The following is a 17,863-nucleotide window of genomic DNA, read 5'->3' as shown; positions in this document are numbered from 1 at the left end:
CGGTCTTATCCGCCTGCGCAGGACATCGCGGACGCGTGGAAGTTTTCCGCCAACCGGCGGATATCCGCCGCGGTACGGCAGCGCAGCATCTCTTCCAGCACGCTGCGGCAGTCGGTCGAACGGGTGCGCAGCATGCACTCTTTCACCGGCAGGATCGCCTGGGCCGACAGGCTCAGTTCCTCGATGCCGAGGCCCAGCCAAATCGGCAGCGCGAGCACGTCGCCGGCGAGCTCTCCGCAGACGCTGACGGGAATGCCGCGGCGTTTGGCCGCTTCCACGACATTGGCGAGCATGCGGATGACCGCCGGATGGAACGGCTCGTAGAGGTGGCTGATCTTCTCGTTCATCCGGTCGACGGCCAGCGTAAACTGAATCAAGTCGTTCGTTCCGATGCTGAAGAACGCGACTTCCTCGGCCAGCAGGTCTGCGATCGCCACCGCGGCCGGCACTTCGATCATGATGCCGGCCGGAATGCCGGAACGGTGCGGAATCCCCTGTTCTTCCAGCTCGCGGCGGGCTTGATCGAGCACCGCGTTGGCCTCCCTCACCTCTTCGACGGAAGCGATAAGAGGGTACATGACCTGGACGTCTCCGTAAGCCGCCGCCCTGAGTATCGCGCGCAGCTGGGTTTTGAACAGGTCCTTGCGGTCCAGGCTGAACCGGATCGCCCGGTAGCCGAGAAACGGATTGTCCTCTGCGGGCATCTCGTAGTAATCGAGCTGCTTATCCCCGCCGATGTCGAGCGTGCGGATGATGAGCGGTTTGCCCTGCAGCTTTTCCGCGGCCGCCCGGTACACCTCGAACTGTTCCTCTTCGGAAGGGAAATGGTTGCGGTCCATGTAGAGAAATTCCGTCCGGAACAAGCCCACGCCTTCCGCCCCGCAGTCGAGAGAAGCTTCCAGCTCTTTGATGGAGCTGATGTTCGAAGCGAGCTGAAGCGTAAAGCCGTCCGGCGTCAGGGAAGGAACGGCGATGAGCGACCGGAGCTTCTCCCGCTGCTCCAGATGACGCGATCGTCTGCCTGCGTATACTTCTATCGTGCTTGGATCCGGATCCAAGAACAACTGGCCGGTTCCGCCGTCTACGATGAGCAAGTCTCCCGTGGCGATGGGCGCTTCCAGCTTGCCTTCCGCCCCCATCACGAGCGGAATGCCGAAGGCGCGCGCCATAATGGCCGCGTGGGAAGTCGGGCTGCCAACCATCGTCACGATGCCGAGAACGAGCTCGGGACGCAAATGGATCAACTGAGAGGGCGACAGCTCCCGGACGACGAGCACGAACGGCTGCGTATCCTCGGGCAGCGAGATTTCGGGCACGCCGAGCAAGTGTTTGAGCAGCCGGTTGCCGACGTCCTTGATGTCGACGGCCCGCTCCTTCATGTATTCGTCGTCGAGCAGGTCGAACATCGTGACGAAATGGTCGATCGCTTCTTTGACGGCAACCTCTGCAGCCTTATACTGCCGCTGAATGATGCCCTGGATCTCGTTCATGAACACGGGATCCTCCAGAATCGCGATGTGGGCGTCGAAAATGCTGGACTCCTGCACGCCGACCGCCTCGTCGAGCTCCGATTTCATGCGCGCGATTTCGCTTTTGGACCGTCGAACGCCCTCGTACAGCCGCTCGAATTCCTTCGCCAAATCCGCGACGTCGATTTTTTTCTCCGGCAGCTCCCACTCCCAATTCGGCAGGACGAACGCTTTGCCGATCGCGATGCCGTTCGATGCTCCCAGCGCCTGAATCATGACTCCACCCCCTGGCCCTTCTGTTCTCTCTTTTCCACGACGACGGACATGACGGCCGCCTGCCCTTTTTTGACCGGTTTAAACGGCGCGAACCTCCAAGACCGGACGATTTCCGGGTTCGTAATGACCATGGGGGTCGCGAGCGATTTGGCCCGTTTGCGCAGCGTCGGCAAATGGAACCGCAGCAGCGGCTGCCCCGGCGACACCTCGTCGCCTTCCTTGGCGAGGGCCGTGAAACCTTCCCCTTTCAGCAGCGAAGTGTCGATGCCGACGTGGAGCAGCACCTCCAAGCCGTCCTCCGTGCGCAGGCCGACGGCGTGCAGCGACGGATGCACATGGATGATCTTCCCTTTGAGGGGCGCCACGAGCTCTCCTTTATCCGGGATGAACGCGACGCCGCGGCCCACGAGCTTGCCGGCGAAGATCGGATCGTCCACTTCCTCGATCGGGATCATGCGGCCTTGAACGGGCGCATGGAATTGCACCTGCTGCACGTCCTGCTGCATCAGCTTCTGGATTTCTTCCCGGATCAGCTCCGAATACGTGCCGAAAACGACCTGCACGTGTCCGCCGCCGAGCCGGATGACGCCGGCCGCGCCCAGATGGCGCAGCGCCTGCGCGTCGATCCTCCCGTCGTCGTCCAGAGTCAGGCGAAGCCGCGTGATGCAGGCTTCCATGCGGACGATGTTTTCCTTCGCGCCCAGCGCCTGCAGGATGAGCGGAGCCCGGTAAGGCACGTCCCCCGCCCAATCGTCCAAGCGGGTCGCGTCCTCGCGTCCGGGCGTCGTCAATTGGAAGCGCCGGATGCTCCACCGGAAAAGTACGTAATAAACCAACCCCGTCACGAGCCCGAGCGGGATGATCATCCAGCCCTTCGTCGCCAGCGGCAGGTTGATGAAGTATTCCAGCGCGCCGGCCGAGAAGCTGAAGCCGTGTCGGATGCCCATCTCGTAAGTGAGCCACATGACGCCGCCGGACAGTACGGCGTGCACCAGGAATAAGTAAGGCGCAACGAACAGGAAGGCGAATTCGACCGGTTCCGTCACGCCGGTGAGGAAGGAACCGAGCGCGGCGATCCGGAATTGCTTGGAAATTTTGGGCTTCAGGTCCTCCCTGGCCTCATGAATGATCGCGAACGCGACGGCGGGAAGGGCGAACATAATGACCGGGTACAGCCCCGCCATGTAAGCGCCGGCCTCGGGATCCCCGGCGAAAAACCTCGGCATGTCGCCGAAATAGACGGCCCCCGTTGCGTCTTTGTATTGCCCTACCTGGAACCAGAAAACGTGGTTCAGCAGATGGTGAAGGCCGAAAGCCACGAGAATCCGGTGCAGGAAGCCGTACAGGAAAATGCCAAAGCCTCCCGCGGAACCGACGAGGGTGCCGGCCGACGAGGCCAGGTTCACCAGGCTCTGCCCCGCTCCGATCATGATCCACGCGAACAACAGGGAAAAACCGCTCATGAACAGCGGAACGAATCGGGTTCCCCCGAAAAACTGCAGAAACTCCGGCAGCACGAACGATTTGAACCGTTCATGCGCCCAGCCGGACGCGATCCCGATGACCGCCCCCGCGAACATCGAGGGCTGGACGCCGTTGGGATCGTAAGCATACGTGATCGCGGTGAAAATGAACATTCCGGCAAGGGACGAAATCCCCGCCGCGGCCGATTGGTTCGACAAGCCGAGCGCGATGCCGACAGCGAACACGTGCGGCGTATATTGGAACATCACGAGTCCCGCGGCGTGAAGCAGCTCCGGCACTTGCGGCCAGCCGAGCGCCTCCCAGGGCAATCTCGCGAGCATCAGAAAAATGGCGGCGGCCGGCAGCACGGTCATCGGCAGCATCATGGCCCGTCCCAGCCTTTGGAGATAGCCCACTCCGAACATGCGGCGATACCCCTCCTCTTCCTCGATGGTAAGCCGAGGCCTGGCGTTTGTCAAAGAAAAAACCGGGCTTTCGCCCGGTCCCGGCGGCTCCGCTTCACGCTTTGCCGTGAGGAAGCAAAATCGAATCCTCCACCTTGATGCAGCGATCCATGATGACGTTCAGCCCGGCTTCCCGTGCGATCTCGGCCGCTTCGTCGTTCGCGATCCCGAGCTGCAGCCATAACGTCTTGGCTCGAACGCCTACCGCTTCTTTCGCGATCGGGGGCGTGTGCTCCGGACGCCGGAACACGTTGACGATGTCGATCGGCCCCGGCACGTCGGCCAGCGACGGATACGCCTTCTCCCCGAGAATCGATTCCGCGTTGGGATTCACGGGGATAATCTTGTATCCTTTAGCCTGCATGGCCGCGGATACCATATGCGATACCTTAGAGGGATCGTCGGACAGGCCGACGACCGCGATCGTTTGCGACTCCTGCAAAATCCGCTTGATCTCGTCGCGCGACGGATTCTCGAACGCCATGATCGATCAGCTCCTTTTATTTTTCTTCTTGTACCCACTCCACGTTGGCGCCAAGCGCCTTGAGGTGGTCGAAATACTGCGGATAGGATTTGGCCACGTGATGCGCGTCGCGGATCCGGATCGGCTTCGCCGCGCGAAGGCCGACGACCGTCAGCGCCATGATGACCCGGTGGTCGAAGTGCGCGTCGATCTCGACGCCGCCTTCCACGCCTTCCGGCCGGCCGTGCACGATAATCTCGTCCCGCTTCTCCTCGACGTTCGCCCCCGCCTTGCGGAGCTCCGCCAAGTAGTCGGTAATGCGGTCGCATTCCTTGTAACGGAGGTTCTCGACGTTATAGAAACGCGACGTCCCTTCGGCGAACACGCTTGCCGCGACCATGGCGAGCACGCCGTCGGTGAACTCGTCCCCGTCGAACTCTCCCGCCGTCATCCGTCCGTTCCCGCGCACGTGCACGGTTCCGTTTTCGTGGGTCAGAGGTACGTTCATCGCGCGCAAAACGTCGACGACCGCCCGCTCGCCCTGCTTGCTGTCTTCCATCAGCCGGTGCAGCTTCACGTCGGAGTCCGTGACGGCGGCCGCGGCCAGCACGGCGGCGGAGCCGGGGTAGTCGCCCTGAACCGTATAGGTTTGCGCCCGGTACTGCTGCTTGCCCGGCACGCGATAATGCATGAGGTCATCCGAAGCTTCCACGACGATTCCCGCCTGCCGCAGCACCTCGAGCGTTTGCCCGATGACGACCTTCGATTTGAGGTCGTGGAGCACTTCGATTTCGCTGTCTTCGTCGAGCAGCGGGGTCAGGAACAGCAGCGAGCTGAGAAATTGGGAGCTGACGCTGCCCGATACGCGGATTTTGCCTCCGCGCGGTTTGCCGCCCTTGAGCGTGATCGGCAGTTTCCCGCCGTTGTGCTCGATTTCGACGCCCATGCTTTGCAAGGCAACGATCAAGTCGTCGTGAGGACGTTTGCCCAGCGACTGCGGATAAGCGTTGACGAACGTCACTTCCTCCGGCAGCAGGGCGGCGATGGACAGGATAAAACGGAGAACCGCGCCCGCGTTGCCCACGTTCAGCTCCTTGACCGGTTTCGGATGGCGGCCGAAGCCCCGGATGACGATCTTCTCGGCATCCTCTTCGACCACTGCTCCCAAATCCCGGATGCAGCGGCGCATCGCTTCGCCGTCTTCGCTGTGGGCCGGATACAAAATGGTGCTGGTTCCTTCCGCGAGCGCCGCCGCGAGCAGGTAACGGGTGGTGTAGTTTTTGGACGACAGCGCTTGGAGTTCCCCTTGCAGCCTGCCCGTCGGCGTTACGATCATATCCATCTTGTACGTAACACTCCCTTATTGTATGTAGGACTGGCGCGGCCAGCCGCCTTTGAATCGAATTGACACGCGGCATGGCGTTTCTTATGATGATACCAAACGAAAGCGAAAGGGAGAATCCCCATGAATCCCCAAGAAACGATTACGGTGGAAGAGCTGAAGGCGCGGCTCGATGCCGGGGAGAAACCCCTGATCATCGACGTTCGCGAACCGGAAGAAGTCGCTTACGGCATGATTCCGGGCGCCATCCACCTGCCGATGGGCCAAATCCCGCAGCGGCTGGACGAGATCCCCCGCGAAGGCGAAGTCATCTTCGTCTGCCGCAGCAGCCACCGGAGCGGCCAAGTCTGCGATTACCTGAACATGCTGGGCTTCGAGAAGCCCGTGAACATGGTGGGCGGAATGCTGGCCTGGTCCCAGCTGCCATAAGGAAAGGCGGAGCGAAAGCTCCGCTTTTTTTATGGACCTGTTGCGGTTTCTTGCACGCTTCTTCGTATCATAGCATAACAGCCGCGGCACAGGTATAAAACCGGTTTTTTTTCCGTAAGGTGGTAGTGAAAGCCGAAGCCGAACCTGCAGGTGATCCGAATTGGCCAACACCTCCCATCCCCGGGCTCAAGAAAGCCCGCTTAAACGCCTATTGGACCCTTCCCAGCCGTTTTGCCGGGAAGATGTCCTGTGGGCTCTTCATCATGTCAAAAGAAAAGCGGCCGAAGGAGCGCCCGAATGGTCGGGGCTCGATCGGCCGCAGCTTATCGAATGTTTCGCCTGTTTCGCCGAAATGGCGCTCCTCCTGCTGCACAAGCAAACGCCTGGCCAGCCGGAGACTGCCTGCTTCCGGGTTATGCTCCGGACGCTGTTCGCGGCCGAAACGGCTTAGTTGTGGATCCAGTCGTGGTGGAACGTGCCTTCCTTGTCCAGCCGCTTGAACGTATGCGCGCCGAAGTAGTCGCGCTGCGCTTGCAGCAGGTTCGCCGGGAGGCGCTCCGAGCGGTAGCTGTCGTAGTAAGACAGCGCGCTGGAGAACGACGGTACCGGAATGCCGTAGCGAACCGCCGTCGCCACGACTTCGCGCCATGCGTCCTGGTAATTTTCGACGATTCCTTTGAAGTACTCGTCAAGCAGCAGGTTGCGCAGGTTGGCGTCGCGGTCGTACGCGTCTTTGATGTTCTGCAGGAAGCGGGCGCGGATGATGCAGCCGCCGCGGAAAATCATCGCGATATCGCCGTAGCGCAGGTTCCAGCCGTATTCCTCGGAAGCCGCGCGCATTTGCGCGAAGCCTTGCGCGTAGGAGCAGATTTTGCTCGCGAACAGCGCCTTGCGGATGCTTTCGATGAATGCCGCTTTGTCGCCTTGGAACGGCTGCGTCTTCGGACCGCTCAGCACTTTGCTGGCCGCGACGCGCTCTTCCTTGATGGCGGAAAGGAAGCGGGCGAATACCGATTCCGTAATGATGGACAGCGGAACGCCGAGATCGAGGGCGCTTTGGCTCGTCCATTTGCCGGTACCCTTCTGGCCGGCGGCGTCGAGGATGACGTCGACCATCGGCTTGCCGGTTTCCGAATCTTTCTGCGAGAAAATGTCCGCGGTGATCTCGATCAGATAGCTGTCGAGCTCGCCCTTGTTCCATTCGGTGAAGATGCCGTGGAGCTCGTCCGTCGACAGGCCGACGACGTCCTTGAGCAATTGGTAAGCTTCGCAGATGAGCTGCATGTCGCCGTACTCGATGCCGTTATGCACCATTTTCACGTAATGGCCGGCGCCGTCCGGTCCGATGTACGTGCAGCAAGGATCCCCGTTCACTTTCGCGGAAATGCCCGTGAGGATCGGCTCGACGAGACGATAAGCTTCTTCCGGGCCGCCCGGCATGATGGAAGGGCCTTTCAGCGCGCCTTCCTCGCCGCCCGAAACGCCGGTTCCGATGAAATGGAAGCCCTTCTCGGTCAGTTCTCTGCTGCGGCGCTGCGTATCCGGGAAGTAGGCGTTGCCGCCGTCGATGATGATGTCGCCTTTGTCCAGGTGGGGCAGCAGCGACTCGATCGTCGCGTCGGTTCCCGCTCCCGCTTGTACCATGATGAGGATTTTCCGCGGCTTCTCGAGCGCGTTCACGAATTCCTCAACCGAGAACGTGCCGACGAGGTTTTTGCCTTTGCCGTCCGTCGCGAGCAGGTCGTTCGTTTTGTCCGGCGAGCGGTTGAATACGGCTACCGTAAAACCGCGGCTTTCGATGTTGAGCGCCAGGTTGCGTCCCATAACGGCCATGCCGACGACGCCGATGTTTGCTTTGGTCATCATTCTTCATCCTTACCTTCCGTATTTACAACATCCCTTATTGTACTCTTTTTGCCCCGAGATGAAAACCATGCTTTAACATTTTCAGTCCATGGGCAAATGATGCCAAAACTAACTTGCTTTTTTATAGTTAGTTATATTATAGTATGTGCTAGAGATTATTAAGGAGGAATTATTACATGGCATCGTCCAACTGGAACCTCGACAAATCCCACAGCAACATCACGTTCAGCGTCCGTCATATGATGATCGCGAACGTACGCGGCAGCTTCACGGAATTCGACGCCGTCGTTACCGCCGATCCGGAAGATCCGACCACCGCAACCGCAACGATTACGATCGATGCGGCGAGCGTCGACACCAAAGACGCCGGCCGCGACGGCCACCTCAAATCGCCGGACTTCTTTAACGTCGAGCAGCACCCGAACATGACGTTCAAAGTGACCAAGGTGACCTCCAAAGGCGGAGAAGATTACGACATCACCGGCGACCTCACGATCGCGGGCGTTACGAAGTCGGTTACGCTGAGCGGCGAAATTTCCGGTCCGGCCAAGGATCCTTGGGGCAACGAGAAAATCGCCGTTTCGGCCAGCGGTTCCCTGGCACGCTCCGAGTTCGGACTGACGTGGAACGCGGCGCTGGAAACCGGCGGCGTGCTCGTCAGCGACACGATCAAGCTGAACGTCGAGCTCCAGTTCGCGAAAGCGGCTTAATTCCTCCTTCATAGGCAAAAAAGCATCCTTCCCCGCGTACGGGGGAGGATGCTTTCGTTCATGGCGGGTTTTCCCGCGCTTCTCATTTTACAGCTCCAGCTGCAGCATTTCGGTCCTCATGCTCCTGAGCTTCGTTTTGGAGGCTTCCGCGTCTTCGGCGTTGCCTTGGCGGAGGGCTTCGTAAAGCACGGCCAATTCGTAATCGATTTCCAGTCGGAGGACGGCTGCGCGCTGCTCCGCCCGATTCGATTTGAAAGCCTGAATCATGTCTTCTACCGTAACTTGGGGTTTCTTCTGATAAATGATCCGATGTTCCATGCCTGACACCTCCACCAGACGGATGATTTCCCCGAACATGATGCTTTCGATCAGCACTTGCCGGTCGCGAAACCGTTTGACGACCGCGTGTCCCTTCGAATCGTTGATCAGCTTCTCCATCCATTGCGACAGCCTGGCATCTTTGACGACGTAGTCCCCGACCATCTTGTAACGTCCGTGGACGCGCTGGAATCGGAGCTTGAGCAGCCGGCGCCCGGTGCGGACGGATACGATGAAATGATGGTCGCTTTCGTTCCAATAGAGCGAGTACCCTTGCTGGATCAATTCCCGGATCAGATTCTGCACTTGCCGGCGTTCGAAACGGACTTCCAGGTTGCAATATTCCACTTCTTGGCTGCGATTCACGGCCACCCACCTCCTGCGGAGTCCGCACGACCCGAGTTTGACCGAATGTTCTGAAAATTCGTTTCTTGCTATTATCTTATACTCCATCTTATGTTCTGGCAACTTGGTTTCTTGACTATTTTCCCTTATAGTGAGGGAAGTGTTCCGACATCATTGCGAGGTGACTTTTTTGAACGATTTGCGTTTTCCCGGCTTCGGACAAGCCGACTTCAAAGCCATGGAGGCCGAAGGGCTCGAGGGCCGCATGAAGGCGATCATCGGCACGGTCCGGCCCAAACTCGAAGCGCTCGGCGCCGAGCTCGCGCCCATGCTGTCCCGCCTCTGCGGCGAGGAAATGACGGCGCACGTGGCGAAGCATGCCCGCCGTTCGGTCAATCCGCCGGCCGACACTTGGGTCGCCTGGTCCAGCAATCCCCGGGGCTATAAAATGCATCCGCACTTCCAGGTCGGCATTTGGCCGACGCACGTCTTCCTGCAATTCGCGATCATCTATGAATGTCCGGACAAAACGGTATTCGCGGAAAACGCCCTGCGGGAGCTGGCTTCCGTTCGGCGCGCCGTCCCGGACGGATACGTGTGGTCCAAGGACCATATGGTACCGGAGGGTACGCCGCACGGCCGGCTGACGGACGAAGAACTGTCGGACTGGCTTCGAAGGCTGAAAACCGTCAAAGCGGCCGAGATCACCTGCGGCATCCATCTGCCGCCGGATAACCCGGTGCTGAAGGACGGAGAAGCTTTCCTCCGGAAAGCGGAGGAGACGTTCGCGGTGCTGCTTCCGCTCTACCGCATGGCGAGCGGAACCTGATCGATCGAACGTGAAAGGGCATTGTCGGCGTGAAGCCGGACAATGCCCTTTCTTCCGTTCGGCGCGGCAGTTCCTTACGCTTCCAGCCAAACGGTCTTTTCCGTCCCCGGCGTCCTGCGTCCTGCCGGCGCCGTCATGTCCGGATATCCGATATAGACGAAGCCGACGACTTCCTCGGCGTCGCCCAATCCGAGTTCCCGCTTGACGGCCGGGTGATTCAATTGGTCCCCGGTACGCCAGACGGCGCCCAGCCCGCTCTCATGCGCGGCGAGCAGAAGATTCTGCACGGCGGCATGCACCGCCGCGCGGTCTTCCTCGGCGATCGCTTTGGGCGATGCCGAAGGAACGCGGACAGGCGCGATCACAACCGGCGCCCGCCGGGCCTTCGCCTCCTCGCGAAGGCGTCGCTGCTCCCTTTCTTCGTCCGTGTGCTCCGGTCCCGCCATCGTCTCCGCCACGATTTCGGCATACGCCCTGCCCAGCCGGCTCCGCCCCTCTCCGATCAGCACGACGAATTTCCACGGCTCGGTATGGTGATGGTTCGGCGCCCATACCGCCGCTTCGATGACGCGTTCCACCAGCTCGCGCGGAACCGGATCTTCCTTCACTTTGCCGATGCTTCTCCGGGTACGGATGGCTTCTTCCACGTTCATGTACTTCTCCCCTTTTTCTTCCCCTTTACCCGCAATCGTACCGAACGCCGCCTGCGAATACAAGCCGCATTCGTCACGGCAGGCGATTCGGCCGCGATTATGCCGCGGCTTGCTGTCCGGCGGAACGGCGCTGGCGCGCCGACTTGCGGAAGAAGAACAGCTCGTAGAGGCAAGGCACGACGACGAGCGTCAGCAGGGTCGACGTGATCAACCCGCCGATGACGACGATAGCCAAGCTTTGCGAAACGATGCTGCCGCTTTCCGAAGAACCGAACACGAGAGGCAGCATGGCGCAAATCGTGGCGGTGGCGGTCATCAGGATCGGGCGCATCCGGGTGCCGGCCGCTTCCAGCAGCGCTTCGCGGATCGGCATTTTCTCTTCGTTGCGGCGCACGCGGTCCATCAGCACGATCGCGTTCGTGACGACGATGCCGATCAGCATGACGACCCCGAAAATCGCCGTGAAATCGGGAGAGATGCCCGAGATCAGCAGGCCGAGCACGGCGCCGATCGCGACGAACGGAATCGAGCACAGCACCGCGATCGAAGCGCGGATTTTCTTGTACGTGAAGACGAGAATCAGGAACACGATGCCGATCGAGACGAGAGCCATCGTAAACAGGCTCATGATGTCCCCGGATTGATCGGCCGAGGCTCCCCCGACGTTCAGCTTGATGCCGGCCGGAGGCGTGATTCCTTTCATCGCTTTGGTGATTTCCGCGCCTACGATGGACAACTGGGAAGGTTCGACCGTCGCGGTGACGCGGACATAAGGCTTGCCGTCTTTATGGAAGAACTGCGTCGCTTTCTCTTCCGCCGTCCATTTGGCGACGGCGGATACCGGTTTCGGTCCTTGTTCCGTCATGATCGTCAGGCCGTCCAAGTCGCTTTTCGTTTTCGGATTCAGCACCGGTTCCACCGAAACCGGCAGCGCTTGGCCGTTCACGGTCAGCATGCCGATCGGCACGGCGTTCAGCATGCCTTGGAGCTGCTGCGCGATTTCGCCGGCTTTGGCTTGCGTCGGATCTACCTGCAGCGTGTAGACCGTTTTCTTTTCTTGTTGATTGCTTTCCACTTTAAGGACGTCTTTGATCGGTTTGATTTTCGCGATCGCCTCTTCGGCGGTTTTCGAAATCTGCCCAAGGTCGTCGCCGGTCACGTCGACGAATACCTGCGTTGAGCTTCCTCCTCCGAAGAGCTCGCCTTTGCCCGCGTTCAGGTCCGCTCCCGGGAACCGGCTCCGCTGGCCTTTGATCGCCTCGATCAGCTTCTCGGCGTCCGCGCCGTCTTTCATGCCGATCGTGTAGCTGACGAGCGTCGGGGACGTGACGGAACCCCATTTGGCCGCATCCGAGCTGTTGCCCATGCTCATACTGACCCACTTTTGGCCTTCCTGTTTGAGCAGGAACGACTCGAGCTTTTTGCCGTTTTCCAGCACTTGATCCGTCGGCGTATCCGGTTTGTAGGCCAGCGAGACGGTCAAGTTCTTGGCGTTCGACGAATCGATGGCGCCCTTCGGCATGCTGACGTAAGTGGCGACGGATCCGATCAGCAGCAAGACGGCGATCAGGATCGGCACCCATTTGAAGCGGAGGTTCCATTCCAGGAAAGCCTTAAACCGTTTGGAAGGCTGGTGCTCCTTGATTTGGGACGATTTCAGCATGCCCGAGCTCATCAGCGGCACGACCGAGAGCGCCACGAGCAGCGAAGCGAGCAGCGAATACGTAATCGTCAGGGCGAACGGCAGCAGGAAGGATTGCAGGGAGCCCTTCAGCAAACCGATCGGCAGGAAAATCGCGACGGTACACAGAGTGGATACCGTAATCGCCGTGGACACTTCGCGGGTCGCGTCGATGACCAGGCCGACGGAGAAGGGCTCTTTCTGCAGCCGGCGAAAAATGTTCTCGATGACGACGATGCTGTCGTCGACGAGCCGGCCGACCGCGACCGCCACGCCGCCGAGCGTCAGGATGTTCAGCGTGACGCCGGACAAATCCAGCAAGTAAAGCGTGAGCGCCAGAGACAGCGGGATCGACACGATCGTGACCAGCGTCGCGCGGACATTCCTCATGAAGAGCAAGATGACGACGGTGGCGAACAAGGCGCCCATCAGCACTTCGCGCATCATGCTGTTCACCGAGTGGACCACTTGGTCGGAAGTGCTCATGATCACGCTCAAATTGACGCCTTTGTTTTCTTCGGACAGCTTCTTGACCGTATCCTCGACGCCTTTGCCGACGCTGACCGCATTGGAGCTCGCGCCTTTGGAGACGACCAGCATCAAAGCGGGCTTGCCGTTAAAGTTGTCGATGCTTTCCGCTTCGGGAACGATGCTCACGTCGGCGACGTCTCCAAGCGTCGCGCCGTTCGCGACAGGCAGCTTTTTGAGCGTTTCGATATCGCCGAGGTTCGCGGAGACGTTCAGGTTCGCCGTCGTGCCGTCGATCGCTTTCTCGCCGATCGAAGCCGAAGCGTCCCGGCCTTGGAGCACGCCGTACAGCGCCTGAAGCGGCACGCCTTTGGCGGCCAGTTTGGCCATGTCCGGAACGATGCTCACCTTCGCCTTCGACTTGCCGGACAGCTGCACGCTTCCGACTCCATCGATGGAATTGAAGGCGTCGACGACGCGCTGCTCGAGTTTTTCTTTTTCGGCATCCGTCAGCTTGTCGTCCGAAAACGTCATCGTCACGAACGAAATCGGGATCATCGAAGTATTAAACTGGATGACGTAAGGCTGGGAGACGCGCTCCGGCAGCTGCACGGCGTTCACCGCGCGCTCCACCTCGTTTTTCGCTTCCTTCATGTCCGTGTTCGAATCGAAATTCAGGTTCACCTGGGAGACGCCGTCGCCCGAAGTGGAAAACACGTTCGTCTTCCCTTTGACCGCGGCTACCGCTTGCTCCAGCGGGTTCGTGACCGATCGCTCCATCGTGGACGCGTCATAACCCGGACCGATCGCCGTAACCGTCACTTGAGGATTGTCGGCCTCCGGCAAAAATTCCATGGGCAGCTTGAAATAACTGAAAACGCCCATGCCCAAAACCATGATGATCAGGATGACCATCGCGGATTTGTTTTTGAATGCTCCTTGAATGAAACCCTTCACAGTTCATATTTCCCCTTCCGTCACTCGGTTTCTCTTTCGCCGATACCAGCATATCGAATCCGGCGGTCTCCCCGACAACGGCTGGGGACCGGACTTCGACCCGGACTCTGGTCGGATGGTAACTACGGCCGGAGTCCTTGCTTGCTCGGTTTCGCCATCCCCGATTATCGGTCCCGATTGTGAACGGAGTATGAAGGAAAGCTAAAGAACGGGTAAACAAAAAACGCCGTTCCTGTCGGAACGGCGTTGGCATCTTGCGGAATGTCAGGTTGGTCAGGCCGACTCAGCCGAAGTCACGCCGTCCGCCGCGCGGAACCGGGCCAGCAGCCCGAGCGCCGCGAGGGACAGCAAGCCGGACACGACGAAAGGCAGCCAAGAAGTGACGCTGAGCAAGGCGGAACCGAGAATCGGACCGACGATGCGGCCGAGACTGTCCATGGAGGAGCTCAAGCCGGACGCCGTTCCCTGGTCCACCTTCGTCTTCTGGGTAATCAAGGAGGTCACGCAAGGACGGAGCAGCGCGTTTCCGATCCCGAAGACGCACAGGTAAATGGTGGCCATGATCCAGCTGTTCGCCGTCAGAAGAAGGAAGAAGCCCGCCGCGGAGAACACCAGCCCGATGGCGATAAACCGCCCCTCCTGCCCCTTTTTCACGTGCCGACGGACGATGCCGCCCTGCACGAGCGCGCCGATCAACCCGCAGAAGAAGAACATGTACCCGACCTTTAGCGGGGTGACGTTAAAGCGTTCCATGCCGTACAGCTGCAAGGTCCCTTCCAGAATCGCGAGCGAGAACGTCACGAAAAACGCTAACGTATACAGAAACTTGAGCGCTCCCTGGAACGCGGTCCAGCGCGATACCCGAACCCGCTTGCGGGCCGCTTCGCGTTTTTCCGGTGTGAGCGATTCCTCCAGTTTGATTAAAGCGGCCAGGAAAGTGAACAGAGACAGAATCGCCGCGGCGAAAAACGGGGTATGGTGGGATACTTTGCTGAGCAGCCCCCCGAACAGCGGTCCGAAGGTGAACCCCATGCCGATGCTCATGCCGACGACGGCCATCCCTTTGGTGCGCTGCTCGTTCGTCGTCACGTCCGCCACATAGGCGACGATGCAAGCGGTGACCGCGCCGGAGAACAACCCGCCCAGGACGCGCGACACGTACATGAGCGCCAGGCTGTCGCCGGACAAGCCGAACAGCAGGAAGCTCACGCTGAAGCCGAGCACGCCGATCATGATGACCGGACGCCGGCCGATCCTCTCCGACAACCCTCCCCACACGGGAGCGAGCAGGAACGACATCAGCGAATATAACGTCAGCATGAGGCCCGTATGCCAGTTCGCCGATTCGGGACTGACGTCCGACACAAGCTGGGGCAATACGGGAATAATGATGCCGAAGCCGATAAATACCGTGAACAACATCAAGCCGACGATGATCAATTTGCTTTTCAAGACGGTTTCTCTCCTCATGCGGGAATGGAACGGTGAACCTCAACACTTCAAATGGTAGCACAGTCGCGCGGATTGTTCCAAACGGGAATGGATGACGTTTATGTGAACGCCGGCGCGGCGGTTGATTTCCCCCCTGAATTTGCTATACTCATGCTTATTCGACAAGGTCAGTCCCCACGATATATTGAACGGAAAGGCAGGGAGCCGCTTTGGACCATTCCCGCACCCCTTTATTCGACGCGCTTCGCCGCCACGCGGAGCAAAAACCGGTGCAATTCCACATCCCCGGCCATAAGGGCGGAGCCGGCATGGATCCGGAGTTCCGGGATTTCATCGGAGACAACGTGCTCTCCATCGACCTGATCAACATCGCGCCGCTCGACGACCTTCACCAGCCGGTGGGCGTCATCCTGGAAGCCCAGAAGCTGGCGGCGGACGCCTTCGGCGCGGACGCGACCTTCTTCTCGATCCAGGGCACCAGCTCGGCCATCATGACCATGATCCTGTCCGTGTGCGGCACCGGAGACAAAATTATCGTGCCCCGCAACGTCCATAAATCCATCCTGTCCGCGATCATTTTCGCCGGGGCCCGTCCGGTCTTCCTGTCCCCGGTCCGCGACCATAACCTGGGGATCGACCACGGGGTCACGACCAAATCCGTCCGCCGGGCATTGGAGCGCCATCCGGATGCGGCCGCCGTTCTGGTCATCAATCCGACGTACTTCGGGATCTGCGCGAACTTGAAGGAAATCGTGGACCTCGTCCACGAATACGATATTCCCGTGCTCGTGGACGAAGCGCACGGCGCCTTGATCCACTTCTCCGACGAGCTGCCGCTTTCCGCCATGCAGGCGGGCGCCGACATGGCGGCCACCAGCGTGCACAAGCTGGGCGGCTCGATGACCCAAAGCTCCGTCTTGAACGTGAGGGCCGGATTGGTCAACATCCAGCGTGTCCAAACGATCATGAGCCTGCTGACCACGACGTCGACCTCCTACCCGCTGCTGGCTTCCCTGGACGCCGCAAGGCGCCAGCTCGCTCTCCGCGGCAAGGAGCTGGCCGAGAGGGCCGTCCGTCTCGCGAAGAAAACGCGGGAAGCGATCAACGAAATTCCCGGGCTCTATTGCTTCGGCGAGGATATTCTCGGCGAAGAGGCGACGTTCGATTACGATCCGACGAAGCTCACGATCCATGTGCGCCACCTTGGCATCACCGGCTACGACGCCGAGAACTGGCTCCGCGACCGTTACCGGATCGAAGTCGAACTGAGCGACATGTACAACATCCTTTGCCTGGTCACGCCGGGCGACGACGGCGAAGCCTTGGAGCTTCTCGTGGAGGCGTTGAAGCAGCTGGCCTCCGAGCACCAGGACGCATCGGAGATCAAGGAGATCGCCGTCGAAGTGCCGGAAATTCCGCATCTGTCGCTCACGCCGAGGGATGCGTTTTACGGGGAAACGGAGCTCGTTCCGTTCCGCGAATCGGCAGGACGGATCATCGCGGAATTCATTTACGTCTATCCGCCTGGCATCCCGATTTTGCTTCCCGGCGAAGTCATCTCCCAGGAGAACATCGACTACATCGTCGACCACATCGAGGTCGGCCTTCCGGTCAAAGGTCCCGAAGACAGGACCATTACGAACGTGAAGGTCATCGTCGAAGAAACGGCGATTTCCTGAGCCGGCACACGATCAAAGAAGGTCCGCTCCCTTGGCCGGGAAGCGGACCTTCTTCCGTTTCAGGCAGTCATTGCCAGCGAATAGGGAACGTGCTATCATGGGCGTGGAGGTGGCCAACCGATGAGTCAAAGCGCTTACATATCTCTCGTGCAAGGGTCCCAGGTCCAAGACATCACGCTGGACGGCGTCAAGGACCAGCTTCGGCAATACCGCGAGCAAACCGAGCTCACCGGCCGCCAATTGGGGTGGGATTACGCCGACGCCGCGTTTCCGTACGCGATCGAGCAGAAGCCGGAAGCGGAAGGACAATGGTTTTATTTGAAGGGGAACAACCCGTTGTACCGCCATATCGTGATCGGAACCGGTTCGCGCGAAGACGGCGAGACCGTCGTGCCGTATATCCAGGTCGTCCTTCCGGACGGCTCCACCCACGGCGACAAAGCCAAAGCGAACGAACTGTGCAAGTGGATCGGCAAACGCCTGCAAGCCGAAGTGAAAATGTTCAACGGTCGGACTTTCTACTTCAATCCCCGCAAGTAATTCAATACTGTTCGTGAGAACCGATCGTCGGAAGCCGCTGCCCCAGCAGCGTCCGCAGCTCCTCCGCTGCCTGGGGATGCTCGACGAGGAATCGGGTGCGAAGAACGTCCGCATCCTTCAGATCGTCCGCGCACATCGGCGCCGACCTTCCCGTCTGCATGCATACGACCAGCGGCTTGCCGAAAAACAGATTCGTGTACACGATCGCGAAATCGAACCGGCTTTCCTCGGAAGCGCAGCCCACGAAGTTGACGTTCGACGATTCCGTGACGTCGTAGAGGTTCTCCATCATCATCCGTTCCCTCCCCGATGAATTGTCTGAATATTTCACTTATTTTACCATCGCGGATTTGTCCCTCACAAGCGGCGGTTCGCCCATTTTTCGGAACGCAAAAAAAAGAAGGCCGCTCTCCCCCGACCGGGGAGGCTTCGGCCTTCTTTTTTCATGCAGCGCCGGC

Annotated in this window: 16 protein-coding genes; 6 read left to right on the top strand and 10 right to left on the bottom strand. The window is 59.8% G+C overall.

What is annotated here, in order from left to right; translation table 11 throughout:
* Positions 1-5 precede the first annotated feature (5 nt).
* The 4 genes from ptsP to aroA form a co-directional block, all read right to left on the bottom strand.
* On the bottom strand, positions 6-1,745 hold the full coding sequence (gene ptsP, locus EAV92_RS04325) for a phosphoenolpyruvate--protein phosphotransferase (protein ID WP_123039919.1): 1,740 nt from the start codon (positions 1,743-1,745) through the stop codon (positions 6-8).
* Complete coding sequence (locus EAV92_RS04320) at positions 1,742-3,634, bottom strand: glucose PTS transporter subunit IIA (protein WP_123039918.1); 1,893 nt, start codon at positions 3,632-3,634, stop codon at positions 1,742-1,744. The genes ptsP and EAV92_RS04320 overlap by 4 nt, the downstream gene beginning before the upstream one ends.
* A 94-nt stretch (positions 3,635-3,728) precedes the next feature.
* Positions 3,729-4,157, bottom strand: a complete 429-nt coding sequence (locus EAV92_RS04315; protein ID WP_123039917.1) for a CoA-binding protein — start codon at positions 4,155-4,157, stop codon at positions 3,729-3,731.
* A 16-nt stretch (positions 4,158-4,173) separates the two neighbouring features.
* On the bottom strand, positions 4,174-5,478 hold the full coding sequence (gene aroA, locus EAV92_RS04310) for a 3-phosphoshikimate 1-carboxyvinyltransferase (protein ID WP_123039916.1): 1,305 nt from the start codon (positions 5,476-5,478) through the stop codon (positions 4,174-4,176).
* Between the two features lie 123 nt (positions 5,479-5,601).
* Between aroA and EAV92_RS04305 the strand changes: the two genes are divergently transcribed.
* Together EAV92_RS04305 and EAV92_RS04300 are read left to right on the top strand one after the other, a co-directional pair.
* Entirely contained in the window at positions 5,602-5,907 is a 306-nt protein-coding gene (locus tag EAV92_RS04305; protein ID WP_123039915.1) for a rhodanese-like domain-containing protein, read from the top strand.
* Between the two features lie 160 nt (positions 5,908-6,067).
* Entirely contained in the window at positions 6,068-6,358 is a 291-nt protein-coding gene (locus tag EAV92_RS04300) for a hypothetical protein (protein ID WP_123039914.1), read from the top strand.
* Here EAV92_RS04300 and gndA read toward each other — a convergent pair.
* Positions 6,355-7,770: an NADP-dependent phosphogluconate dehydrogenase gene (gndA, locus tag EAV92_RS04295; RefSeq protein ID WP_123039913.1), complete on the bottom strand. Its 1,416-nt coding sequence runs from the start codon at positions 7,768-7,770 to the stop codon at positions 6,355-6,357. The genes EAV92_RS04300 and gndA overlap by 4 nt on opposite strands.
* 179 nt (positions 7,771-7,949) lie before the next feature.
* Here gndA and EAV92_RS04290 point away from each other — a divergent pair, with 179 nt between their 5' ends.
* The gene (locus EAV92_RS04290; protein ID WP_123039912.1) at positions 7,950-8,483 is read left to right on the top strand and encodes a YceI family protein; all 534 of its coding nucleotides are present in this window, start codon (positions 7,950-7,952) and stop codon (positions 8,481-8,483) included.
* A gap of 87 nt (positions 8,484-8,570) precedes the next feature.
* On the opposite strand, the gene EAV92_RS04285 is transcribed toward EAV92_RS04290, so the two are convergent.
* Positions 8,571-9,167, bottom strand: a complete 597-nt coding sequence (locus EAV92_RS04285; RefSeq protein ID WP_123039911.1) for a hypothetical protein — start codon at positions 9,165-9,167, stop codon at positions 8,571-8,573.
* 169 nt (positions 9,168-9,336) lie between these two features.
* On the opposite strand from EAV92_RS04285, the gene EAV92_RS04280 reads away from it, so the two are divergent.
* Entirely contained in the window at positions 9,337-9,975 is a 639-nt protein-coding gene (locus tag EAV92_RS04280) for a YktB family protein (protein WP_277424221.1), read from the top strand.
* Positions 9,976-10,049: 74 nt separating this feature from the next.
* On the opposite strand, the gene EAV92_RS04275 is transcribed toward EAV92_RS04280, so the two are convergent.
* From EAV92_RS04275 to EAV92_RS04265, 3 genes are all read right to left on the bottom strand, one after another.
* Positions 10,050-10,628, bottom strand: a complete 579-nt coding sequence (locus tag EAV92_RS04275) for a nitroreductase family protein (RefSeq protein ID WP_123043568.1) — start codon at positions 10,626-10,628, stop codon at positions 10,050-10,052.
* Between the two features lie 97 nt (positions 10,629-10,725).
* A complete protein-coding gene (locus EAV92_RS04270; RefSeq protein ID WP_123039910.1) occupies positions 10,726-13,734 on the bottom strand; it encodes an efflux RND transporter permease subunit in 3,009 nt (1,002 codons plus the stop codon).
* A gap of 273 nt (positions 13,735-14,007) precedes the next feature.
* Complete coding sequence (locus EAV92_RS04265) at positions 14,008-15,186, bottom strand: MFS transporter (RefSeq protein WP_123039909.1); 1,179 nt, start codon at positions 15,184-15,186, stop codon at positions 14,008-14,010.
* Between the two features lie 209 nt (positions 15,187-15,395).
* On the opposite strand from EAV92_RS04265, the gene EAV92_RS04260 reads away from it, so the two are divergent.
* The gene (locus EAV92_RS04260) at positions 15,396-16,865 is read left to right on the top strand and encodes an aminotransferase class I/II-fold pyridoxal phosphate-dependent enzyme (RefSeq protein ID WP_123039908.1); all 1,470 of its coding nucleotides are present in this window, start codon (positions 15,396-15,398) and stop codon (positions 16,863-16,865) included.
* A gap of 120 nt (positions 16,866-16,985) precedes the next feature.
* On the top strand, positions 16,986-17,405 hold the full coding sequence (locus EAV92_RS04255) for a DUF1885 family protein (protein WP_123039907.1): 420 nt from the start codon (positions 16,986-16,988) through the stop codon (positions 17,403-17,405).
* 1 nt (position 17,406) lies between these two features.
* Here EAV92_RS04255 and EAV92_RS04250 read toward each other — a convergent pair whose 3' ends face one another.
* On the bottom strand, positions 17,407-17,700 hold the full coding sequence (locus tag EAV92_RS04250; protein WP_338134393.1) for a DUF3055 domain-containing protein: 294 nt from the start codon (positions 17,698-17,700) through the stop codon (positions 17,407-17,409).
* Positions 17,701-17,863 lie beyond the last annotated feature (163 nt).

Source organism: Cohnella candidum, from assembly GCF_003713065.1.
GTDB lineage: Bacteria > Bacillota > Bacilli > Paenibacillales > Paenibacillaceae > Cohnella > Cohnella candidum.
Note: the sequence above shows the minus strand (reverse complement) of the source record. Positions and strands in the feature narration are given on the sequence as shown.